The sequence below is a fragment of the Streptomyces achromogenes genome (assembly GCF_030816715.1).
In the GTDB taxonomy this organism is placed as follows: Bacteria; Actinomycetota; Actinomycetes; order Streptomycetales; family Streptomycetaceae; genus Streptomyces; species Streptomyces achromogenes_A.
This window is the reverse complement of sequence record NZ_JAUSYH010000001.1, coordinates 6,508,156-6,530,850: the sequence shown is the minus strand read 5'-3', so window position 1 is coordinate 6,530,850 and position 22,695 is coordinate 6,508,156. Positions and strand designations below refer to the sequence as shown.

General features: G+C 69.5%; 19 protein-coding genes and 3 pseudogenes. 9 read left to right on the top strand and 13 right to left on the bottom strand.

Features of this window, described 5'->3' with window-relative positions:
• Positions 1-42: 42 nt before the first annotated feature.
• The 5 genes from QF032_RS29310 to solA form a co-directional block, all read right to left on the bottom strand.
• Positions 43-810, bottom strand: a complete 768-nt coding sequence (locus QF032_RS29310) for an amino acid ABC transporter ATP-binding protein (protein ID WP_307046600.1) — start codon at positions 808-810, stop codon at positions 43-45.
• The gene (locus QF032_RS29305) at positions 807-1,766 is read right to left on the bottom strand and encodes an amino acid ABC transporter permease (RefSeq protein WP_307046598.1); all 960 of its coding nucleotides are present in this window, start codon (positions 1,764-1,766) and stop codon (positions 807-809) included. The genes QF032_RS29310 and QF032_RS29305 overlap by 4 nt, the downstream gene beginning before the upstream one ends.
• Before the next feature lies 1 nt (position 1,767).
• On the bottom strand, positions 1,768-2,706 hold the full coding sequence (locus QF032_RS29300; RefSeq protein ID WP_307058071.1) for an ABC transporter substrate-binding protein: 939 nt from the start codon (positions 2,704-2,706) through the stop codon (positions 1,768-1,770).
• 264 nt (positions 2,707-2,970) lie between these two features.
• On the bottom strand, positions 2,971-3,651 hold the full coding sequence (locus QF032_RS29295) for a haloacid dehalogenase type II (protein WP_306948806.1): 681 nt from the start codon (positions 3,649-3,651) through the stop codon (positions 2,971-2,973).
• Positions 3,652-3,806: 155 nt separating this feature from the next.
• Positions 3,807-4,943: an N-methyl-L-tryptophan oxidase gene (gene solA / locus QF032_RS29290; protein ID WP_307058069.1), complete on the bottom strand. Its 1,137-nt coding sequence runs from the start codon at positions 4,941-4,943 to the stop codon at positions 3,807-3,809.
• Positions 4,944-5,220: 277 nt separating this feature from the next.
• On the opposite strand from solA, the gene QF032_RS29285 reads away from it, so the two are divergent.
• Positions 5,221-6,843 (top strand): PucR family transcriptional regulator, encoded by a 1,623-nt coding sequence (locus QF032_RS29285; protein ID WP_307046591.1) that lies wholly within the window; start codon positions 5,221-5,223, stop codon positions 6,841-6,843.
• 96 nt (positions 6,844-6,939) lie between these two features.
• On the opposite strand, the gene QF032_RS29280 is transcribed toward QF032_RS29285, so the two are convergent.
• Together QF032_RS29280 and QF032_RS29275 are read right to left on the bottom strand one after the other, a co-directional pair.
• Complete coding sequence (locus QF032_RS29280) at positions 6,940-7,998, bottom strand: tartrate dehydrogenase (protein ID WP_307058067.1); 1,059 nt, start codon at positions 7,996-7,998, stop codon at positions 6,940-6,942.
• Positions 7,999-8,071: 73 nt separating this feature from the next.
• Positions 8,072-8,956, bottom strand: coding sequence for a LysR family transcriptional regulator (locus QF032_RS29275; RefSeq protein WP_307058066.1), 885 nt, complete (start codon positions 8,954-8,956; stop codon positions 8,072-8,074).
• Positions 8,957-9,255: 299 nt separating this feature from the next.
• On the opposite strand from QF032_RS29275, the pseudogene QF032_RS29270 reads away from it, so the two are divergent.
• A pseudogene (locus QF032_RS29270) lies at positions 9,256-9,414 on the top strand (ricin-type beta-trefoil lectin domain protein); the annotation flags it as partial.
• A gap of 105 nt (positions 9,415-9,519) precedes the next feature.
• Here QF032_RS29270 and QF032_RS29265 read toward each other — a convergent pair.
• The 3 genes and pseudogenes from QF032_RS29265 to QF032_RS29255 all read right to left on the bottom strand — a co-directional run.
• Positions 9,520-12,171 carry an RICIN domain-containing protein gene (locus QF032_RS29265; protein WP_307058063.1) on the bottom strand — a complete coding sequence of 884 codons (2,652 nt, stop codon included), beginning with the start codon at positions 12,169-12,171 and terminating at the stop codon, positions 9,520-9,522.
• A 533-nt stretch (positions 12,172-12,704) separates the two neighbouring features.
• The gene (locus QF032_RS29260; RefSeq protein ID WP_307058061.1) at positions 12,705-13,811 is read right to left on the bottom strand and encodes a ricin-type beta-trefoil lectin domain protein; all 1,107 of its coding nucleotides are present in this window, start codon (positions 13,809-13,811) and stop codon (positions 12,705-12,707) included.
• 229 nt (positions 13,812-14,040) lie between these two features.
• A pseudogene (locus QF032_RS29255) lies at positions 14,041-14,472 on the bottom strand (1,4-beta-glucanase); the annotation flags it as partial.
• Positions 14,473-15,223: 751 nt separating this feature from the next.
• Here QF032_RS29255 and QF032_RS29245 point away from each other — a divergent pair.
• Together QF032_RS29245 and QF032_RS29240 are read left to right on the top strand one after the other, a co-directional pair.
• Positions 15,224-15,742: a MarR family winged helix-turn-helix transcriptional regulator gene (locus tag QF032_RS29245; protein ID WP_373430393.1), complete on the top strand. Its 519-nt coding sequence runs from the start codon at positions 15,224-15,226 to the stop codon at positions 15,740-15,742.
• A gap of 77 nt (positions 15,743-15,819) precedes the next feature.
• Positions 15,820-15,937: pseudogene (locus QF032_RS29240) on the top strand (NAD-dependent epimerase/dehydratase family protein); the annotation flags it as partial.
• A 35-nt stretch (positions 15,938-15,972) separates the two neighbouring features.
• Here the strand turns inward: QF032_RS29240 and QF032_RS29235 are convergent.
• From QF032_RS29235 to QF032_RS29225, 3 genes are all read right to left on the bottom strand, one after another.
• Positions 15,973-16,365 (bottom strand): type II toxin-antitoxin system death-on-curing family toxin, encoded by a 393-nt coding sequence (locus tag QF032_RS29235; RefSeq protein ID WP_307046582.1) that lies wholly within the window; start codon positions 16,363-16,365, stop codon positions 15,973-15,975.
• The gene (locus QF032_RS29230; RefSeq protein ID WP_307058058.1) at positions 16,362-16,556 is read right to left on the bottom strand and encodes a ribbon-helix-helix protein, CopG family; all 195 of its coding nucleotides are present in this window, start codon (positions 16,554-16,556) and stop codon (positions 16,362-16,364) included. Before QF032_RS29230 ends, QF032_RS29235 begins: the two co-directional genes overlap by 4 nt.
• 261 nt (positions 16,557-16,817) lie before the next feature.
• Complete coding sequence (locus QF032_RS29225; RefSeq protein WP_307058056.1) at positions 16,818-17,024, bottom strand: carotenoid oxygenase family protein; 207 nt, start codon at positions 17,022-17,024, stop codon at positions 16,818-16,820.
• Positions 17,025-17,150: 126 nt separating this feature from the next.
• Between QF032_RS29225 and QF032_RS29220 the strand changes: the two genes are divergently transcribed.
• The 5 genes from QF032_RS29220 (at position 17,151) to QF032_RS29200 (ending at position 22,694) form a co-directional block, all read left to right on the top strand.
• Positions 17,151-18,209, top strand: coding sequence for a LacI family DNA-binding transcriptional regulator (locus tag QF032_RS29220; RefSeq protein ID WP_307046578.1), 1,059 nt, complete (start codon positions 17,151-17,153; stop codon positions 18,207-18,209).
• Between the two features lie 240 nt (positions 18,210-18,449).
• Positions 18,450-18,638 carry a hypothetical protein gene (locus QF032_RS29215; protein ID WP_307058054.1) on the top strand — a complete coding sequence of 63 codons (189 nt, stop codon included), beginning with the start codon at positions 18,450-18,452 and terminating at the stop codon, positions 18,636-18,638.
• Between the two features lie 42 nt (positions 18,639-18,680).
• Entirely contained in the window at positions 18,681-20,150 is a 1,470-nt protein-coding gene (locus QF032_RS29210; protein ID WP_307058052.1) for a glycoside hydrolase family 32 protein, read from the top strand.
• Between the two features lie 133 nt (positions 20,151-20,283).
• Complete coding sequence (locus QF032_RS29205; RefSeq protein ID WP_307046572.1) at positions 20,284-21,627, top strand: sugar ABC transporter substrate-binding protein; 1,344 nt, start codon at positions 20,284-20,286, stop codon at positions 21,625-21,627.
• 77 nt (positions 21,628-21,704) lie between these two features.
• Positions 21,705-22,694: a carbohydrate ABC transporter permease gene (locus QF032_RS29200; protein ID WP_307058050.1), complete on the top strand. Its 990-nt coding sequence runs from the start codon at positions 21,705-21,707 to the stop codon at positions 22,692-22,694.
• The last annotated feature ends 1 nt before the right edge of the window (position 22,695 follow it).

The following is a 22,695-nucleotide window of genomic DNA, read 5'->3' as shown; positions in this document are numbered from 1 at the left end:
CGGACTCGCTGCCGGGTCCGCTGCCGCGGGTCCGGGCCGCTTCTACAGCACCCTTTCGAGGAAGGCCTGGGTGCGTTTCTCGCGGGGGTTGGCCAGGACCTCGCGTGCGTCGCCGCGTTCGACTGCGATGCCGTCGTCCATGAACAGCACCTCGTCGGCGACCTCGCGGGCGAAGCCCATCTCGTGGGTGACGAGCAGCATGGTCATTCCGTTGCCGGCGAGGTCGCGCATGACGGCGAGTACTTCGCCCACGCGTTCGGGGTCCAGTGCGCTGGTGGGTTCGTCGAACAGCATGATGGTGGGATCCATCGCGAGCGCGCGGGCGATGGCCACGCGCTGCTGCTGACCGCCGGAGAGTTGGGCGGGGTACTTGTGGCCGCAGCCCTCGAGGCCGACCTTGGCCAGCAGCTCCTGTGCCCGTTCCCGGCAGGCGGCGCGGTCCTTCTTCTGCACCAGCACCGGTCCGGACATGACGTTGCTCTCGGCGGTCATGTTCGGGAACAGGTTGAACTGCTGGAACACCATGCCGATGCGGGCGCGCTGCTCGGCCAGCCGTTGCGGGCGGACGGCGTGGTAGGCGTCGTCCTTCTCGACATAGCCGAAGTCCTCTCCGTTGACCTTCAGGACTCCGCGGTCCACGGTCTCCAGCCCGTTGATGCACCGCAGCAGTGTCGATTTGCCCGATCCGCTCGGCCCGATGATGCAGGAGATCTCCCCGGCCGCGACGGTCAGGTCGATGTCGCGCAGGACCTGGTGGCGTCCGAAGCTCTTGCACAGCTTGCGTGCGACGATCGTTCCGTCGGCGTTCACAGCAGGGACTCCCTCGTGGTGGGAACTGGCTGTCCGGCTCCGGGCTCGGCCGCGGTGGCGGCCGGGGTCAGCCGCGCCCGGGTCGAGCGGGAGAAACGGCGCTCGATCATGGACTGCGGCACGCTCAGCACCAGCGTCATGATCAGGTACCAGAGGCTGGCCACGATCAGCAGCGGAATCGTCTGGTAGTTGCGGGCGTAGATGGCCTGTGCGCTGTTCAGCAGGTCGGCGACGCCGAGCACGCTCACCAGCGAGGTCTCCTTGAGCATGCCGATCACCTGGTTGCCGGTGGCCGGAATGATCGCCGGCATGGTCTGCGGGATGATCACATGGCGGAGCTTGGTGAACCCCGACATGCCCAGGGACTCCGCGGCCTCGTGCTGTCCGCGGCTGACCGACGCGAACCCGCCGCGGATGATCTCCGACATGTACGCGGCCTGGTTCAGGGTGAGCCCCACGACGGCCGCGGTCATCGGGGTCATGATCGCGTTCACGTTCACCGGTGTGGAGACGCCGGTGAACGGGATACCGACCGACAGGTTCGGGTAGAGCGCCGCGATGTTGAACCAGAAGACCAGCTGCACCAGCACCGGGGTGCCGCGGAAGAAGGTGATGTAGAGCTGGGCCAGCCCGGAGACGGGCCGCTGCGGCGACATGCGCATCACCGCCAGCACCAGCCCCAGCAGCGTGCCCAGGGCCATGCTCGCCACGGTCAGAATCAGCGTGACCAGCAGACCGTCGAGAATGGTCTGCGTGGTGAAGTAGCTGAACACCACCGGCCAGCGATAGTTCTCGTTCGTCACCGCGGTCCACACCAGACCGGCGACGATCGCGATCGCGACCACCCAGGCGACGTAGTCGCGCGGACGCTTCGGCGTGATCCGCTTCTTTTCTTCGGGCAGCAGTTCGGGCACCGGCCGGCTCCTGGTCTTCGTACCGATCAGATCCGTGCTCATGTCAGTCCTGCGGGACGGCCATGGCCGCGGTCGTGATCCCGAGATCCGGGAAACCCCAGCGGCCCAGAGCCTCGGCGTACTCGGGGCTGTCGATGATCGACTGGACGGCAGCCTGCACCGCGGGGGTCAGCGGCGAGTCCTTCTTCAGCGCGACGGCCACGGTCTTGGCGGTCACCATGGGCTTGAGGACCTCGAACGTCTTGGGCTGCTGCTCGGCCGCCCACCCGAGCGCGGTGAAGTCGTACATCACCGCGTCGAGCCGCTTGGAGACCAGCTGGGTGAGCGCGTCGTTCACGCTGGGCAGGGTCACCGCCTCGATGGCCGGCTTGCCCTTGCTCGTACAGTCCTGCTTGGACAGCAGCGGCACCCACTGCAGCTCCTGGGTGCTGCCGGACGTGACACCGACGCGGTGCCCGCACAGCGTGTGGGTGCCCAGCTTCTGCGGGTTCCCGTAGGGGACGGAGACTCCGGTCCCGGCCTTGAAGTAGTCGACCATGTCGAGCACCTTCAGCCGGTCCTTCGTGGCGCCCATGGTGGAGGCCGTGAAGTCGTACCGACCGGCCTGCAGTCCGGTGATGATGGTGTCGAACTTGACGTTGTTGATCTGCAGCTTCAGGCCGAGCTTGGCGGCGATCAGCCGGGCCATGTCCGGGTTGAACCCGATCGGGGTCTTGTTGTCCGACGCCATGAACGTGGTGGGCGGGTAGGCCAGGTCCATGGCCACCGAGAGCTTGCCCTCGGCCTTCACCGCCGCGGGCAGCAGCTTCACGGCCTTGGCATCCGGCTTCACGCCCACCGAGACGTCGTCGGTGTGCTCGGCCGACGCACCGGAACCTCCGCCCTGCGCCGTGCCCTTGGCCCCCACGTTCTGCGGCGTGCCGCTCGCCCCGCACGCGGCGAGCGCGAGAGCCAGGGCCGCCGTGACGATCGGGACACTCAAGTTTCTGTTGACCTGCATGGCGGCGGCCACAGCGCCTGCGGTGCGGAGTACGGTTCTGCGGCCTGTCCGGTTGCTTTCCATGGCGGTGCCTCCTGAAGAAGCGCTGGGATGCGGGGAGTCCGTGATGCGGGGACGACGTACGGGTTCCGCCGGGGCGGGACCTCGTCGGGCGGCGCCCGGAAACGTGCCGGGCTCATGGGCGGCCACACGAGACCGGGCGCCTGTCGGGAAGAAGGTGCTGCGTGAGCGGGTGTGCGTCGCGGGTCAGATGCCGAGCATGGTGTTGAGCTCGTCCAGGGACTTCACCGTCACGTAGTCGTATCCGTGGGTGACCGGGTCGCAGCCGCGGTCCAGGAGGACGAGGTTGCGGAAGCCCATGTCGTGCATCGGCATCAGGTCGTAACGGGTGTGGGAGGAGACGTGCACGAAGTCCTCCGGGGACGCGTCGAGCTGGTCGAGCATGTACTCGAACGCCGCGTACCGGGGCTTGTAGTAGCCGGCCTGCTCCGCGGTGAAGACCGCGTGGAAGTCCGCTCCGAGCCGGGGCACGCTCTCCTCGAGGAAGGCGTCGCCGGCGTTGGAGAGGATCACCAGCTTGTAGTTCTCGCCCATCTTCTTCAGCGGTTCCGGCACGTCCGCGTGCGGGCCCCAGCTGCGCACGCCGTCGGCGAACCGCTTGCCGGCGTCCGGGGCGGCCTTCACGCCCCACTTGCGGCAGACCCCCTCGAAGGCGTCCTGCAGAGTCTCCTCGTAGGGGTAGTACTTGCCGAGGACCGAGTCGTAGCGGTAGCCGCGGAACTCCTTGACGAACTGGTCCCAGTGCTCGGCCGGGATCTGGTCGCCGACGAGCTCACGGGTGATGGGGGTCATCGGCCACTCGATCAACGTGCCGTAGCAGTCGAACGAGACGTACTTCGGGCGGAACCGGAACGAGGGAATGGGCATGGAAGTGCTCCACTTTCTTGCTTCGGGGAACTGGTCAGGGCCGGCACGGACCCTTTTGGGCATGCTCATGACGGAGATGTCGCCAGTGGGGGTGATGACCGCGAGTGGGGGGTGATGACCGTGAGCGGGGGTGATGACGTCGACGATCGCCGGGATCAGGCGGCGCCGACTCCTGCCGGGGCGAGGAAGTCGACGGGCTGCTGCGTGGATCCGTCGAGCGCCAGGTCGGCGGCGATCTCTCCCATCGCGGGCGAGAACTTGAAGCCGCTGCCGGAGAACCCGGCCATGACGATGATGTCGTCCTCGCCGGGGAGATGACCGACGAGCGGGTTTCCGGACTCCGTGTAGCCCTCCATGTAGGCCGACATCCTGATGGGGTCGGGGTTCAGGTCGGGCATGAGTGCACCGATGAGCTCGCGGAAGACGCCGAGTTCTTCGGGGCGGACCGTACGTTCGAGCCGGTCGGGCTCGGGCACCGGCGCGTGGTATCTGAAGGAGAGACCGAGCTTGACGGAGATGCCGTCGGGCGACGGGATTCCGAAGCAGTCGTGGGGTGTGGCGCGCACGAAGGAAGGGGCACCGCCGGCGAACCAGTCGTGGCGGGTGGGCAGGTGCCAGGAACAGATCACCCGGCGGACGTCGATGGTCCGGGGGAGGTCCGGGAGCAGGGTGTTGATCCACGGGCCCACGGTCACCACGGCGGCGTCCACATGGTCCGTGCCCCGGTCGGTGACGACCCGCACCCCGCCACCCGCCTCGGGGACGACCTCGCGCACCGTGGTGTAGCGGTGCAGCCGGGCGCCCAGCTGCTCGGCACGGGCGGCGGCGGCCTGGATCGACGCCTCCGGCCTGATGACGGCGCCCGACCGGTCGAGGACGGCGGTGTGTCCGTCCGGGAGCCGGTGCTGCGGGTAGCGGCGGGCGAGTTCCTCCCGGTCCAGCACCTCGTGATCCAGCCCCTGGGCGGCGCTGGTGGAGAGGAGGAGACTCATGGACGGTGAGGAGGCCTCTCCCATCACCAGGCTCCCGCTGCGGCGTCGCAGCGACCGGCCCGTCTCCGCCTGGAGCTGCTCCCACATCCGGTCCGCGAGCCGCAGCAGCGGAATGTACCCCGGCTCGCCGAGGTGGGCGGCTCGGTAGATGCGGCTCTCGCCCCCGGCCGCGCCGCGGTCGTGACCCGGTGCGTACCGGTCGTAGCCGATGACCTCGGCTCCGCGGGCCGCCAGTCGCCACATGGCCTGGCTGCCCATGCTGCCGGCACCGATCACGGCGACGCGCTTCGGGATGCGCATGAGGTCGCTCCTCTCGATGGTGGGATGGGTGGCAGTCGGGCCCCAGCACTGTCCGGACACCGTGCGGACCTTTCCGGTTCGGTCCCTGCTGGGGATGGCGTTCACTTTCCGCCCAGGGGAACCTGCAGGTCAACCCACACTGTGTTCCGCCTCGGGGCCTTCTCGAGACGGTCTGTCACAGCGGGCGAACGGGCTGCACCAATACCGATCCCCCTCTTGTCACCGTGGGTGGCCGGTGCGAGGGTGAGCCCGATTCCCTCGGATGAAAGCACCCTCTATGCCGCCCAGACATCATGTACGCGGGCACTTCCCCACACTGAGGGAGGTACTGCGCCTGCCCGTCCTCGCCGAAGGGATGCCGCGCGTGCTGGCCGGCGAGTCACAGCTGGACGGCCCGGTGCGCTGGGTGCATGTCACCGAGCTGCTCAACCCCGCCGATTTCCTGGAGGGCGGCGAGCTGGTGCTGACGACGGGAATGCCGCATCCCGAGGACGCCTCCGAGCTGCGCGGTTACGTCGACCAGCTCGCGGACATCGGAGCGGCCGGCCTGATCGTGGAGCTCGGCTACCGGTACCGGAAGGTGCCCCACGAGCTGGTGGCGGCGTGCCGAGCCCGTGACGTGCCGCTCGTCGAGCTGGCCCGTGGCGTCCGGTTCATCGACGTCACGCAGACGGTGCACGCGCTCATCCTCGACGCTCAGGGGGCCCTGCTGCGCCGCGGGCGGGACATCCAGGACATCTTCACCGCCCTGACGCTGCGGGGCGCGGACCCCGAGGAACTGGTGCACACCACCGCGGAGCTCACCGGAGCCCCCGTGGTGCTGGAGGATCTCACCCACCGGGTCCTGATGTGCGAGCTGCTCGGCCGGCCGTACGAGCCGGTGGTGTCGGCCTGGTCGCGGCGTTCGCGGGCCGCACCGACGCCGGAGAGGATCACACCGAGCGGCCCCGAGGGGTGGCTGATCGCTGCGGTGCAGGACCACCACGGGCCGTGGGGGCGGCTGGTGCTGCTGGAGGACCGGCTGAACGCCGAGCCCGACCCGGAACACGTCCTCGTGCTGGAACGTGCGGCGGTCGCGCTGACCATGGCGCGCCAGGCCGGACAGGCCTGGTGGGAGCGCAGGGCCCACCGCTCGGTACTGCGGGACCTGTACGAGCGGCGTTTCCGCTCCCCCGCGGACGCGCGCGCCCGCGCCGAGGCGCTGGGGCTGCCGGCCTTCGGGCACCGGCTCTTCGCCGTGGTCATCCGCCACCCGTACACCGCCACCGAGGACGAGCACCTCGACGAACGGATCGCGAAGGCGCTGGCGCACACGGGCGTGCGCGCCCTCGTCGGCGAGACGGCCCCGGGCCGGATCGGCGTGCTCATGGCACTGGCACAGGCGAGCGCCTGGCAGCCGGTCGCCGAGCGGATCGGCCGGCTGACCCGGGAGGAGCTCGGACCGCGGGCCGTCGTCGCCGTCGGCCCCGGGGTGACCGATCTCGGCGGGATCGCCCGGTCGTGGCAGGAGGCGGAGCAGACGGCCGAGGCCATCACACCGGCCTCCCCCGAGCGGTGGTTCTACGTCCCTGCCGACGTCCGGCTGCCGGAGTTGCTGGGCCTCCTGCGGGAGGACACCCGTCTGCAGCGGTACGCGGAACGGCAACTGACCCGCCTCATCGAGCACGACGACCGCAACGGCGGCGATCTGCTCCCGGCACTGCGCGCCTATCTGGCGGCGGCCGGGAACAAGTCGGTCGCGGCGAAACGCGCCGGCATGTCCCGGCAGGCGTACTACCAGCGCCTCCACACCATCGAACGGCTCCTCGGCTGCGACCTGGAATCAGGCCTGCAGCGCACGTCCCTGCACGTCGCGGTGCTGGTTCTGGACGCGGGAGAAACAACTCTTCCCGGCGTATGACGGGGCACGTCTGCCGTCCCGCGCCGGGCGCCGGGGTGGGTGCCCGGTGACCGGTGGGCGGCATCGTCCCTGCCGCCCACCGCGGAGGGAGACGGCTCAGAGCAGCTCGGTCAGCTTGTCGGTGAACTCGGCGGTGGTCGCGGTTCCGCCCAGGTCACGGGTGCGGGTATCGGTCTTGGCCAGGACCGACGCGATCGCGTCCGTGATGTCCCTGGCCGCGGCGGGACGGCCCAGGTGGTCGAGCATCATGGCCGCGGACCAGATCGCGCCCAGCGGGTTGGCGATGCCCTGGCCCGCGATGTCGGGCGCGGAGCCGTGCACCGGCTCGAACATCGAGGGGAAGTCCCGCTCGGGGTTGAGGTTGGCCGCCGGGGCGATGCCGATGGATCCGGCGACCGCGGCCGCGAGGTCGCTGAGGATGTCGCCGAAGAGGTTGGAGGCGACGACCACGTCGAAGCGTGCGGGTTCGAGGACGAACTTGGCCGCCAGCGCGTCGATGTGCTCCTGGTCCCAGGTGACGCCGGGGTGCTCGGCCGCCCGCTCGGCGATCAGCTCGTCCCAGAACGGCATGGTGTGGATGATGCCGTTGGACTTGGTGGCGGAGGTGAGCTTCCCCCGGCGGCGGGCGGCGAGCGAGAACGCGTAGTCGGCGATCCGGGTGACCCCGGCCCGGGTGAACACCGCTTCCTGGACAGCCAGTTCCTCGGAGGTGCCCTGGTTCAGCCGTCCGCCGATCTCGCTGTACTCGCCCTCGCCGTTCTCCCGCACGACGACGATGTCGACCTCGCCCGGCCGTGCGCCGCGCACCGGACTGTCGATGCCGTCGAAGACACGGATGGGCCGGAGGTTGACGTACTGGCGGAACCTGCGCCGGATGGGGATCAGCAGCCCCCACAGGGAGACATGGTCGGGCACCCCCGGGTACCCCACCGCGCCCAGCAGGATCGCGTCCTTGTCGCGCAGCTGGTCGATCCCGTCGGCGGGCATCATGGCGCCCTCCCGCAGGTACCGCTCGCACGACCAGTCGTACGACGTGTAGGACAGGCTGAAGCCGTGGCGGCGGCCGAGAACATCGAGCACCTGCTGTGCCGGGGGCAGCACCTCGGCCCCGATGCCGTCGCCGGGGATCAGGGCAATGCGGTGATTCGTCGTCATGCCGTCGATTGCAGCAAGGCGGCCCGCGGCGCGTCCAAGACGCAAAGCGGATCTGCCTTATAAGCAGGTGCTATCAGCTGTCGGCGAACGAGGCGGCGGCCGTGACGAACGCGGCGGCCGCGGGCGACAGGCTGCCGCGGCGGCTGACGAGGGCGACGTCCAAGGTGGTCTCCGGCTCGATGTCCAGGACGCGGGCGCCCAGCCGCCGGGCGACGTCCCGCCAGGAATCCGTGACCACCGCCAGCCCGACCCCGGCCAGTACCAGGGGCATGAGAGACACCCGGTGCTCGGTCTCGGCGGCGACGGTGAACTCGATGCCCTGCTCCCGCAGCCCGTCGACGTAGGCGCGCATCCCCGTACCCGGCTGCCCGACGATCAGCCGCTGTCCCGCAAGCTCCCGGCACTCCACCGCCGTCCGGTCACCGAACGGGCCGTCGGCCGGCACCATCAGCACAAAGCGCTGCCGCCCCAGCGCGTGTGAGACGACCTCCTTGCCGGAGACCGGACCGGCGGACGCCAGAAGCCCCAACTCCACGGCACCCGTGCGCACCATGTCGACCACGTCACGCGAGGTGAACGCCGCCTTGATGGCCACAGAGACGCCGGGATACCGGTGGCTGAAGGCACTCACCAGGCTCGTCAGCGGCTCCACCGCCTGCGACGGCATGGACGCCACGTCCAGGCGCCCCTCACGCAGCTCATGCACAGCCGCCACACTCGCCCGCGCCGTCCCCAGACTCCGCACGGCCTCCCGGGCAGGCTCGATCAGAGCCCTCCCGGCCTCCGTCAGCACTGCCCTGCGCCCGATGCGATGGAACAACTCGGAACCGAGATCACGCTCCAGTGCCCGCACGGCCTGCGACAGCGACGGCTGCGACACGTACAGAGCCGAGGCCGCACGGTTGAACCCCCCACGATCAACAATCGCCAGGAAGTACTCCAGCTGCCGAATATCCATTTCGCGCCCTCTGCCCCTCGACAGATCAACCGACGACCCGATCGGTCCCGACCCGACCATGGTTGCGTGAAGGACGGCCTCGACGAAGTACGGACCACCGATGCTGACCCTGGTCGCCCGCGAGGCGCGGTCGCACGAACAGTGAACTCGCAGCTCCCCGCGGTCAGAGTCCCTTGGATTTCCGTGTCGCGAGACTAGACAGGAGCAACGTCCGTATCCGTTGATTCATCCCATGTACGTGAACCTGCCGTACCGGCCGGGCCTGCTCACCCTGAAGCGCTGACCCGCGCACATCTGATCACAACCAGAAGTGGACGGTCGGCTCCGACGGCTCGGTCCGCAACGTCCGCGCCGGGCTGTGCCTCGACGCCAAGGAGGCCGGCTCCGCCAACGGGACCCCGGTCATCCTGTGGACCTGCAACGGCCAGAACAACCAGAAGTGGAGCGCGCTCCCGTAACCCCTGACCCGTCATCGCGTAGGCCGGCTCGGCAGGTCCACGAGGTACCTCGGCCATGGCGGGGCCGCAGGCGGTAGTGCCTGCGGACCCGCTCGGGTGTCGAGGTCAGGACGGGTCGCCGTACTGGAGGCCGCGTCCGTTGGTGCCGACGTAGACGCGGCCGTAGGTGTCGGGGTCGCCGGTGATGACGCCGACGCCGCCGATGGCGCCCCACTGGTGGGCCTTGTCGTTGACGCGGAGCCAGGTGGCGCCCTTGTCGGTGGAGCGGAAGACTCCGGTGACGTCCTCGACGGTGCCGATCAGGTACAGCGCCTGGTAGTCGCTGCCCGGCTTGGCCTTGCCGAAGCCGAGGGCGGAGGCGGACTGCACCGTCTTGAGCGTGGTGAAGGTGCGGCCGCCGTCGGTGGAGTGCAGCAGCCCCTTGGTGCTGCCGGCGATCCACAGGTCTCCGGCGATGCCGGGCACCGCTGTGAGCCGGCCGGAGGGCAGGCCGGTGGCGCGAGCGGTGAAGGTCGCGCCGCCGTCGGTGCTGGCGTGGAGCGTGCCGCCGGACAGTGAGTAGAAGGTCCTGGCCGAGGAGCGGTCGGCGACGACTGCGGCGTCGTTGCCCAGGCCGTTGACCCTCGACCAGCTCGACCCGTTGTCGGTCGAGCGGTAGGGGGCCTGACCGGCCTCGGTCCACACGATGGTGGAGCCGTCCGCCGCGAGCGCGACACGGCCGTCCTGGGCACCGGCCACCGGCTCTGCCTTGAAGCCGTTCCAGCTGCTGCCGCCGTCGGTGGAGTAGGCGCCGTCCTGCGCGCCGCCCCGGCCGACGCGGACCATCAGCGCGGGCTTGGACTGGGCGAAGTCGATGTCGGTGCTGTTGGTCATCATCGGGTTGTTCAACCGCCCGGAGGGCACCTTGGTCAGGGAGTCGTGGCGGAAGCCGCCCTGGTCGCCCATGGAGGTGATGACGGCGGCGCCGCCGGGCGGGGCGATCGCGTCCGACAGCGCGGTCTCCTCCAGTCCCCGGGCGCCCATGCTCCAGTGGCTGGTGCCGCCGCTGTCGGACGCGGCCGCGTCCGTACTGCGCAGGATGCCGTTGCCGGTGCCGTACAGCACGTGCCCGGAGTCGAAGGGATCAATGGCCAGGGCGGTCATCCAGTGCCCGGTGTGGGTGCCGACGTAAGGCGCGGCGGAGGCGTTGCGCACCGACTTGTCGGCCAGGGCCTTCCAGGTCTCGCCGCCGTCGGTGGTCCGGTAGATCTCGTCCTGGGGCCACCAGCGACCGAGGGTGGTGACCATCACCGTGGACGGCTTGCGCGGGTCGACGGCCAGACCGGAGAACCCGTAACTGCCCCGGGACGGGGAGACGTCCTTCCACGCCCCGCGGGCCGCCGTGTACTTCCACACCGAGCCCCCCGTCACGCCGTTGGGCCCCAGGTTGTCGGTGTACGTCAGGTACAGCGAGCCGTCACCGGAGAGGACGCCGTGCTGCGGCATCTGGCCGGCGGGCTGCCCGGAGACGGCCTGCCAGGTGCCGCCGCCGTCGGTGGACCGGTACAGGGAGGTGGACTTGTCGCCGACACCGACGTAGATCGTCTTGCTGCCGGCCGGGCCGAACGTCACGAAGGAGATTCCCCCGCCGCTGCTCGCCCCGTCCTTGACGGGGAACGACGAGACCTGCCTCCATGTCACGCCGAAGTCGGTGCTGCGCCACAGGCCGTTCTTGCGGGTGCCCAGCAGCAAGGTGCCGTGGTCCGCCGGGTCGACCACGAGCCGCTCGCCCGCCCCACGGCCGTCCTCGTTACCGCCCACCTTGAACGGCAGATCGGTGCGCTGGAAAGTGCGGCCCCGGTCGCTGGAGCGCAGGATCGCGCCGTTGCCCGCCCACTCGTTGGTGTAGGTGCCCGTCCCGAGGTAGAGCCGGCCGGGGTCGACGGGGTCGGTGGCCAGCGAGTCGATGCCCAGCAGGTTCCAGTCCTTCTCGCCGATCCAGTCGGTCAGCGGGATCCACTGCTCGGCCCCGGTGTCCCAGCGGTAGGCGCCACCCATGTCGGTGCGCGCGTACAGCAGGCCCTTCTCCTTCTGGTTGAACACCAGACCGGTGACGTAACCGCCGCCCACCACCTGGGCGTTCTCCCACCTGTACGGTCCCGCCGATGCCGTGGTCTGCGCACCGCCGGTACCGGCCGCCTGGGCCCCGCCCGTCTTCACCAGCTTCCACTGCTGGTTGGTGCTGCCCCGGCTCGGATACTGGATGAGCGCCGCGCCCTGGGCCGTGGAGCCCCCGGAGACGTCCAGGACCTGGCCACTCCTGCGAGAGGTGAGGGTGACGGCGTCGGAACCGCTCACCTCGCTGATCTTCCACTCCTGCGAGGTGGCGGAACTGTCGGTCTGCTGCTCGGCGGCGGCCCCCTGAGCGGTCGAGTCGCCCGCTATGCCCAGCACCTTGCCGCTGTTGCGGTTGACCAGCTCGTAGTAGCCGTCACCGGCGGACCTCAGTTTCCACTGCTGGTTGGCCGTGTTCTGGTCGGTCCACTGCTGGACCCGGGTGCCGTCGGCGGTCGAGAAGCCGTTGACGTCCAGCACCTTGCCACTGCGCACGGACACCAGCCGGTAATAGGCGTCGCCGTCGACCGTCGCCGCCTGCGAGTCCTCCTGCGCGAACAGGAGATACGGCACGAGGACGGCGGGCACACCGAGCACCAGACCAGTGGCGGTCCAGCGGCGGCGGTGACGCCCGCGGCGCCCGCCGTGCGTGGGGTGGTTCATGGGAAGGCGTTCTCCTTGCATGCTGTTCACGTGGCAATCCGGATCTCTGCAACCGAACTGGCCGGATCCGATTCCTTGTGGTCACACGCTGCGCGAAAGGTTGCCGTGATCCTGAAGCTCTTTCCAGGTCGCCTCGCGGCGCGGCGGGAGGTGTTCAGCGCTTGGGTGGCACCGCCCTCGTCGGCGTCGACGGCCGTGGCCACGAGGACCGCGCCGGGCGTCTGGCCGCCTCAGTCACCGACCGATCGCGTGACACGGGCCCAACTCACGCACCAGGCCCGGGAGGTGACGGGGTGTGAGGAAGGCGACGGCGCTTGGGCGCCGAATGACCGCTGCTCTGACGCTGGGACGTCTCCGCAGGCTCCCTCACCGTGGCTCCCGGTCGCTGCGAGGTGCTCGTCGAGCGGGTTGTCGTCGATCACTGCCCTGCCAGGTATGAGCCGACCGCGTCGGATGCCGTCCCCGGCGGTGCCCGCTGCCGATGTTCTTCCGGGATCCGAACCCCCGGAGGGGGCGCGGATCCCGGAGCGGGGTCATCCGGCGGTCAGAGTGGTCCACTTCTGGTTGGAGCCGCCGTTGCAGTCCCACAGGTGGAGCTGCGTGGCGTCGGCCGTGGAGGAGCCCGGAACGTCGAGGCAGCGGCCCGAAGCGGGGTTGCGGTAGCCGCCGTTGTAGGGCTGCCAGACCTGGTTGGCGCCGCCGTGACAGGACCAGAGCTGCACCTTGGTTCCGTTCGCGGTGCCCCAGCCGGCGGCGTCGAGGCACTTGCCCAGGGAGCGCAGCGTGCCGTCGGTGTAGGCGGACCACAACTGGTTGGCACCGCCGCCACAGCTCCACGTCTGGACGGCGGTCCCGTCGGCTGTGGCGGCGCCTTTGACGTCCATGCACTTGCCGGCGATGCCGGACTGGACGCGTGCGGGGGCGGGGGCGGGGTTCTTCAGCCATCCGGCGCTGTCCGCGGCCCGGACGCCGCGGTGGAAGGCGTCGGCCATCTTCTGGTAGCCCGAGTCGTCGGGGTGCAGGGGATCGGCCAGGTCGGCCGTGGTCAGGCTGCTCATGTCGACGTGGGCGACGTGTTTGCCCGCCGCCTGTGCCTCGCTGACGATCTGGCGGGTGGCCTGGTTGTACGCGCCCCGGAACTGCTCCTCCGAGCTGCTGGTGGACACGACCAGGGAGGCGACGAGGACGGTTGCGTCGGGGGCGTCGGCGGTGATCTGGTTGACCAGCGACTTGAGCCGGGCGATGGCGGTGTTGACCTCGGAGGCCCCCTGGAGGTCGTTGGTGCCGATATGCAGCGTGACGACATTGGGCCGGTAGCGGGTGAGTGAGGCGTCGGCGAGTGCGGCGATCTGGTCGATGCGGTACCCCGAGTGGCCCTCGTTGTCGGGATCGGACATCGAACCGGCCCGCCCGGTGCCTACGAAGTCCAGCGGGTGGCCGTCCGAAGCGAGTCTGTCCCACAACGGCGCCCGGTAGCCGTTGCCCGTACTGCTTCCCACACCCCAGGTTATCGAGTCGCCCAACGGCATGACCCGCAAAGGCGTGTCGGAGGCGGCGGAGGCAGGGGTCACACCTGCCGCTGCCAGCCCGAGCACGGCGGACACAAGCGTGACCAGGGGTAGGATCCGAGACTTTTTCATGGAGTTCCTTCTCTTCTGCGAGTGATGGCTGTTCAGCGGGGCTGATCGCCGCCCGGCGGGCATCAGGGTGCGGTGCGTTACGGCGATCTGCTCGGCATGCGTATCGCCGAACACGAGGGCGCCGTGTCGGCCGTAGCCGCCGCGGAAGGCGGTCTCCCACCGGGTGGCCGGGTGCGGCCGTCAGGTGCCGTGGACGGTGCGGACGACGCCGATATGCCGCTGTCGCGCGTCAGGCGGGCTCCCCGTACTGCACGCCGCGTCCGTCGGCGGCGATGTAGCCCCGTCCGCACACGCGGGGATCGCCGGTGGCGGCGGCTTTGGTCCAGCCCCACGGGTGACGGTCGTCGTCGAACCGTGTCCAGGTCTTCGCCTCGTCGTCGGAGCGGTGTACGGCGGTGATGGTGTCCATGGCGCCGACCATGGAGAGGGCCGGGTGGAAAGCGCCCCGGGCGGCCTTGCCGAAGCCCAGGGTGTGTGAGGCGTGGCAGCTGCTGACCTCGGTGAAGGTCGCGCCGCCGTCGGTCGAGCGGCAGAGCCCGTCGCCCTGGAGGCTGAGCCACAGGCCGCCGGTGCGGCCGGGTGCCGCGACCGACTGGAACTCGGTGCCGCCCGAGCTGAGGCCGGTGGCCCGCGCGGTGAAAGTCTGGCCGCTGTCGGCATTCGGCGTCATCGCGTCAACCCTTCATGGCGCACCAGGACACCCGACGCAGGGCCGTCGGCTGCGGTGTCGTGACTGGAATTGGCTGAGCTGAAAGCAGACATCCCATTACTGCGACGGATGCACAATCGAAGCGCTTCGATGTTGCTGCGAGGTTAAGTGAAGGCTTGAGGGCGCACAAGGGGCCGATTCCACGACAGTCCCGGTGCGGCAAGGGGGTCTGCGCGCTCTGCTCAACGCGGCGAGATTGCTCTCTTGACACTGCCCTGGAGCTCTGACGAGCATCGAAGCGCTTCACTGCACTTCTCCAGTCCATCTCAGGGAAATCCCATACGCCTGCCCCCACGCCGCACACACCACCGTCGTCGCGGGGCCGCAACAACCGTTCGCGTAACACATCGACAACCCTCCGTCGCGGCGCCGCCTCGACGAAGAGATGGGATCCCTGAACCAGCTCACGCCCGCCGTCGATCGCCTGAGCGTCGACGGGTCACACGCCGGTCAGGAGCCCGCCACGGCTCGCCGGAGGGGCCGGGCAACCGTCTCGCCCAGGCGGTCGGGTCGGCGAGGCAATCTCCACGCTGGGCGGGCAGACAGCGTGTTCACCCCCCCGGGACGGCGGCCCGAAGCCCGCCCCCGCGCACGGGAGCCCCCACGCAGGCACGACCGTACGCCCTCGACGTGTTTCCTCGAAGGTGACGAAGTCCCGCACGCTGGGCGGCTGGAGCGGCGCCGGCAGTCGGACATCGGAGACGTGGGGGTGCCGGCCGGTACGACGGGCATCGCGGAGCCCGCGTCGAGCAGTTCGGGCAGACCGCCGCCCTCGGCGAGCTCGACGCTGCTGAGCGACTACCTCGATCAGCAGTTGCGGCGCGACGCGGCCATGACGCACGCGGACTACAGCCTCCTGGCCCGCCTGTCCGTGGCACCCGACCGCGCCCTGGGGAAGTCCTTGCTCGCCGAGCAGTTGAAGTTCACCCGCAGCCGCCTCACGCGCGCGGTGATCCGCCTGGAGGAGTCGGACTACGTGCGGCGCCGGGAGGATCCGGCCGACGGACGCGGACAGCTGGCCGAACTCACCGAGGCCGGCATGGAGTTGATGGCCAAGGCCGCCCCCGGCCATGCGACTGCCGTCCGCCGCGTGGTGTTCGACGCCCTCAGCCCCGAACAGGTGGAGCAGCTCGCCACCATCACCGCCACCGTGCTCGCCTCCCTCAAGCAGGCCGACGAGGAGGACTCTTACCCGTCGGCCCTGCCGTGGCATCGCCGCTGACTCCGAGAACCCCGAAGTCCGACAACCGTCCCGGGTGGCCACAAGGCCACCTGCCCAAGCCGGTTCGGGAGAACGCCATGCGCGTCGCGATCACCGGGTCCACCGGACTCATCGGATCCGCCCTGACCCACTCGCTGCTCACCGACGGCCACCAGGTCGTCCGCCTCGTCCGCGACCCGTCGGCGCGCCCCGCGGGGGACGGAACCGAGGAAGAGACACGACGTCGAACGTCAGGAAATGGGGAACCAGGCCGACAGACGCTTGGCGATGACCGGTACATCGACGTTGTCCTGCGCGACTTCCTCGACGAACGGGCCGGCAACGGAGACGGGCGGCGGCACGGTACTGGCGCTGACGCCGTTGAACCGCAGGAAGACACGCATGGCGAGCCAGGCGGTGCGCTTGTTGCCGTCGATCAGCGCGTGATGGCGGGCGACGGAGTGCAGCAGTGCCGCAGCCTTCTCGTGCAGCGCGGGATACAACTCGGCTCCGAACACGTTCGTCCGGGGTCGCTCGATCGCCGACACCAGAAGGCCCATGTCACGCACGCTGTGCTCGGTACCGTTGACCGTGCGGGCGATGGCCAGAATCTCGTCGATCTGGATGTAGCGCACGCCGGTCACTTCAGGTAGTCCAGGATCTCCGCATCGCTTTCCATGAGCTCGGCCAAGACGTCATCGACCTTCAGCTCGGCCCGGTTCTGAGCGTCACGGATGGCCTCAATGGCAAGTTCCTGCTTGCTGCGGCCCTCCCGGCGAGCCCGCTCGGTGAGCTTCGCGTCAAGGTCGTCGGGGAGTCGGAGTGTCATCGCCATGCAGAGATGATACCTGACCGGTATCAAGTGACACGGTCGAGCCGCGTCCTCGGCCCCCAAGAACGCTGGGCCGGGATGGTCACCCGCACCGCCTGCGGCGGTGACTTCCGCTTCGAGCGTCAAGAATCTCCGCCCGACGCTCTGAAAGCGTCCCCGATGCAGGCACCTCGTTCACGAATCCGCAGGTCAGCGCGCTACAAAGATCGATCCGTCCGCGCGAACTGCGGCACGGTGGGGAACAGGTCGAGCAACCCACCCGGACTACAAAAGCTTGACCCGGGCCGGCGGGATACGGCACAGGTCGGCGGCGTCGTGGATGAGCAGTTCGCCAAGGTTGGTGGCGCGGTTCCACCACAGGATCAGCAGATAGCCGTCGTCCTCGCTGCGGGCATTCTCGCGGGCGACGAAGGCCGGTTCGCTCGGGCTGGTCAGGGGAGTGGGCGCGACGTTGCTGCTGGACCTCCGCATAGGACATCCGACGGCCAAGAGTTCGTAACAAGCCATTGACAGGAGCTCCGGCCATGGGCAATCTCATGTGCACGCAGTTGACTAAACGATTAACCAACCCGGTATCTACTACTTTGGGCAGGGGCAATGGCGCGCCGGATCGGGATCAAGGACGTGGCCGCGGCGGCTGGTGTGTCGACCGCGACCGTGTCGCACATCCTGAACGGCGTCGAGGGCAAGCGGGCCAGTGCGGAGACCCGGCAGCGCGTCCTGCGGGTCGCCGACGAACTCGGGTACGCGCCGAACGGCCTCGCCCGGGGGCTGAGACTGAAGCGGTCGCACACCATCGGCTTCGTCAGCGATGAGATCGCCACCACCCCCCATGCCGGCCGCACGATCCTGGGCGCCCAGGAGGCCGCCGCAGCCGAGGGCCTGGTGCTGCTGCTGGTCAACACCAGCGGCGATGCCGAACTGGAGCGCACCAGCATCGAGATGCTGCTCCAGCGGCAGGTGGACGGCGTGCTGTACGCGGCGATGTATCACCGGAACGTGCGCGTGCCGGAGAGCCTGGGCTCGACCCCCACTGTGCTGCTGGACGCGCGCTCCGAGGACCCCGCCATCCCCTTCGTGGTGCCCGATGAGGTCCAGGGCGGATACACGGCGGTGCGTGAGCTGATCGACCACGGGCACCGCAGGATCGGCATGACTGTGCAGACCGTCGACGTTCCCGCCCGGCATGGCCGCTTGGAGGGCTACCGCAAGGCGCTGGCCGAGGTCGGTGTCCCCTATGACCCGTCTTTGGTCGCCGCGGAGACGGCGGTGTCCTTCGGGACGACGGTCGGCGACGTGGACGCGGGCTACCGGGCTGCTCGGCGCCTGCTGACGGCGGAACGGCGCCCGACGGCACTGTTCTGTTTCAACGACCGGATGGCCGCCGGTGCTTATCGGGCTGCGGCCGAGTTGGGACTGTCCATCCCCGGTGATCTGTCGGTCATCGGGTTCGACAACCAGGAGCTGGTCTGCGAGGCCGTCTACCCCGCGCTGAGCACGGTTCAGCTCCCGCACTACGAGATGGGGGCACGGGCTGTGGCCCAGCTGCTCGCACTCACCAAGACGCCGGGCCGGCCACCGGGCCCGGACAGCCAGGAGATGCTGCTTTGCCCGCTGGTGGCGCGGGCATCGGTCGCTTCGCCGCCCCGACTCTGACCCCGGGACGGCGAAGCATTCCGCACCATGACAGGCGACCGTCGCAACCGGTCGTCGGTCCTGTCAGTACTTCGAACACAGTGAGGGTACACACATGTCCCCTGAGACTTTCCACGAGGTGTCGAGCCGTCGCAGCCTGCCGGCGCTGGACGCCGCCTCCGCCGCGCCGGTAAGCGCGGGCGGATCGGTCTGCGTCAGTTTGGCCCGCTCCTCCAGCGGCCCGGCCTCTTCAGCGCGAGGGTGCTGAGCCTCGCGCTCCTCGCCGACCAGGTGTCGGCGCGTCAGCAAGCCTCTCTCCCACAGCTCGCCGTCGGCATCGCGCCGGACCTGGCTTTGCGTTGGCATGCCACCGGGGGCCTGCCGCGAGTGCTGGTGGAGGCGACTTTCTTCGAGTGCTGCGAAGGAATTGTGGCCGTTTTCCTCCGGTGACCGCCCTTCGCATGCCCTCTGTACGCACCGAAAGGCACGTGTGTGTCCACCGCGCCCCGTGATCTGTTCCGGCCCGTTGCGCACTTGCGCCCGCCCCGCAACTGGATCAATGACCCCAATGGGCTGGTCTTCCACGACGGCCACTACCACGCGTTTTACCAGTACAACCCGTACGGGTCGACCCACGCGAACATGCACTGGGGCCACTTCCGCAGCCCCGACCTGCTGACCTGGGAGCCGCTGCCGATCGCCCTGTCCCCGACCCCGGGTGGCGTGGACGCCGACGGCTGTTTCTCCGGTAACGCCGTCTCCGATGGCGACCGGTTGGTCGCCTTCTACTCCGCGCACCGCGAGGACCGCTCCCCCCAGCACCAGCCGGTCACCCACGCCACCTCCCATGACGGCGGCCTGACCTTCCGCCCGCGCGGCGAACTGGTCGTCCCCGCTTGGCCCGAGAGCTGCACCATGTACCGCGACCCGTACGTCTGGCAGGACGGCGACGGCTGGCGGATGCTGGTCGGCGCCGCCCTCGCGGACGGCCGTGGCGCGGCCCTGCTCTACGAGTCGCCCGACCTGGAGACCTGGACCTACCTGGGTCCCTTCGACGCCCGCGAGCAGGAGCCGGTCGGCGGCACCGACCTGCACACCGGCGAGGGCTGGGAGTGTCCCCAGTACCTCCCGGCGCAGTCCGGACGGCCCGGTGCTCTTATCTTCAGCGCCTGGAACGACGACGACAGCCCACGGTGCGTCACGGCTCTGGTCGGCGAGGAACACGGCAACGTCTTCGAGGCCGGCGCGCCAGTCCTCGTGGACCACGGCCCTGACTGCTATGCACCCGCCCTGCTGCGTGCACCCGGCGGCAGATGGCTGCTGTGGGGCTGGTCCGTGGAAGCCCGGGAGGAAGCCTGGGCGGTCACGGACGGATGGGCCGGCGTGCTGACCCTGCCTCGCGAGATCTCGGTCGGCGGCGACGAAACGCTGCGCCAGCAACCCGCCGCCGAACTGCTCGACCTGCGCGGTGAGCACGCCGTCCACACCGAGGGCGTGACAGATGGCCCGGTGGACCTCGGCAGCGTGGGCCGAGCCTTCGATCTGACGGCCCGTCTGGATCCGACCGGAAACGCCGGTCTGCGGCTGCTCACCACCCCGGACGGCTCCGAGTACCTCGACATCCGCCTCGATGCCGACACAGGCGAACTGGTCGTCGACCGCGACCACGCCTCACTGGACCCCCGGGCCCGCGGCGGCTCCTACCGGATGCCCTGCGCAGCCGACCGACCCGTCGACCTGCGCGTCGTCGTCGACCACTCCATCGCCGAAGTCTTCCTGACCTCCACCGGCCAGGTCCTCACTCTGCGCTTCTACCCGACCGGGGACGGCCCGTGGCGGCTACAGGCACGCAGCGCGCCCGACGAGCGCCTCGGCTACGCGGTCGACGCCTGGGAGCTGCGGCCTCTCGTGATCAAGGAGGCGAGCGGCAACTCCGCCGAGCCCGGAGGACAGTCCGCATGAGCCCCCGCCTCTCTCCGCACGCGTAGGCAGCCCTGCCCACGCCGTAGGACCCGTCCCCACCCCAGTTCTCCACCCTCCACGCCCCATCCGCACCTCCCACCCTGACCCGCACCACGCACCGGAGGCACCCACCATGAACATCGGCAGTAGAAGTTCCCGCCGGACGGCTTGTACGGCCCTGGCCCTCGTCCTTCCGCTGGCCGCGCTGGCCGCCTGCGGCGGGGGCAGCGGCACCAACACCTCCGCCGAGAAGGGCAGCGGCACGGGCACCATCACTGTCTGGGCGCACCAGGGTCAGCAGAGCGAGGCCAGCGCCGTGCAGAACGCGGTGAAGACCTTCAACTCCTCACAGAAGAAGGTCAAGGTCAAGCTGACGTTGATCCCCGACAACGACTACACCAAGACCATCACCACCACCGACGCCTCCAAGCTGCCGGACGTGATGGAGTTCGACGGCCCGACCATGGCGAGCTTCGTCTACAACCGGAAGCTCGCCGCGATCGACGACTACGTCTCCGCCAAGACCCTGGCCAACGCCACGGACGCGGTGAAGGCCGAGGGTGAGATCGACGGCAAGCACTACGGCCTGGGCTTGTACGACTCCGGGCTCGGCATCTACGGCAGCAAGAAGCTGCTGGACGCGGCCGGGGTGAAGTATCCCACCGGTGTGTCCGACGCCTGGACGGCAGCCGAGTTCACCGCGGCCGTCAAGAAGCTGGCCGCCAAGGACTCCGACGGCAAGAGTCTGGACCTTCAGGAGGGCGGCGGCTTCGCCAACGAGTGGGGCACCTACGGCTTCGGCCCGGTCGTCTGGTCGGCGGGCGGCTCGCTGCTGAAGAACGGCAAGGCCGAAGGCGCTCTCGACACCCCGGCCGTGGCCTCGGCGCTGAAGACCTTCCAGTCGTGGAAGACCTACGTCGATCCCAACACCGACTCGAACGCCTTCACCAAGGGCCGCGTCGCCCTCAGCTGGGTGGGCCACTGGATGTACCCCGCCTACAGCAAGGCCCTCGGTGACGACCTCGTCGTGCTGCCGCTGCCCGACTTCGGCAACGGCCCCAAGACCGGCCAGGGCTCCTGGGCCTGGGGCATCGGCGCCGACACCAAGAACGGAATGGCCGCCGGCGCCTTCCTCGACTCCCTCATGAACGACACCAACGTCACCGCGATGACCACGGCCAACGGTGCCCCTCCCGGCACCAAGTCCGTGCTCGCCAAGAGCCCGCTGTACAAGCAGGGCGGCCCGCTCCAGCTCTTCGCCGACCAGCTGGCCAAGCCGTGTGGCGACAGTGACATCACGAAGTCCTGCGTGGCCGTGACCCGCCCGGTCACCGCCGGATACCCCACGGTCACCGCCAAGTTCAGCCAGGCGGTGAGCGACATCTACGGCGGCGCCGACCCGAAGGCCGCTCTGGCCAAGGCCGCCCGCGCCATCGACCAGGACTACTCGGACAACGACGGTTACCAGCTGCCGTAGCCGGCATCCAGCAGCCGGGAGGGCCGGGCGCACCCTGACAGCGCCCGCCCCTCCCGGCAGGGAAGAGGACCCCTACCGTGACCACCGTCAACCCCGCACCCGCCACGCCCGCCGGCAGGAAACCGACCTCACCACCGAGATCCGCCAAGTCCAAACGGCCCGGGCGCAGAAACCGCGACTGGCTGCACGGGCTGCTGATGTCCGCACCCGCCCTCGGCGGCCTCATCGCCTTCGTCGGCGCCCCCTTCGTCTACGCGGTCGTACTCTCCTTCTACAACGTGCGCCTCGGCTCGCCGCTCCCGCCCCGCTTCTTCGGCCTGGAGCAGTACCGGCGCCTGTTCACCGACCCCGACATGTCCGGCCCGTTCCTGCGGGCCCTGCTGAACAACCTGACCTTCGCCGTGGTCGTCGTACCCCTGCAGACGGGCCTGGCACTGGCCCTGGCGATCCTCCTCAACCGCAAACTCAAGGCCATCGGCCTGTTCCGGTCCCTGTTCTTCCTGCCCGTCGTCTTCCCCATGGCCCTGGTCGCCGTCATCTGGCGGCTCATCCTGGCCCGCAGCGGCGACGGCCTGCTCAACTCCGCCCTGGACGCGGTGACTTTCGGCAACTGGGGCGCCTTCGACTGGCTCGGCGACGGGCTCACCGCCATGGCCTCGATCATCGTGCTGTCCGTCTGGCAGGGCGTCGGCTTCCAGATGGTCATCCTCCTCGCCGGCCTCCAGCAGATCCCAGGCGAGCTCTACGAGGCCGCCTCACTCGACCGCGCGAGCCGCTGGCAGCAGTTCCGCCACGTCACCCTGCCCGGCATCCGCGGCACCCTCGTCTTCGTCGCCCTGCTCACCTCGGTGTTCTCCTTCCGCGTCTTCGACCAGGTCTACGTCCTCGTCAAGGGCGGCGGACTCGACGAGGACGCGACCCGCACGGTGATGTACCAGGCCGTCACCACGGCCTTCGACCAGAACAACATCGGCCAGGCGTCCGCGATCACCGTCGTCTTCTTCCTGATCGTCGTCGCCCTGACCCTCACCCAGCGCCGCGTCGTCCGCGCGGGCAACGAGGACTGAC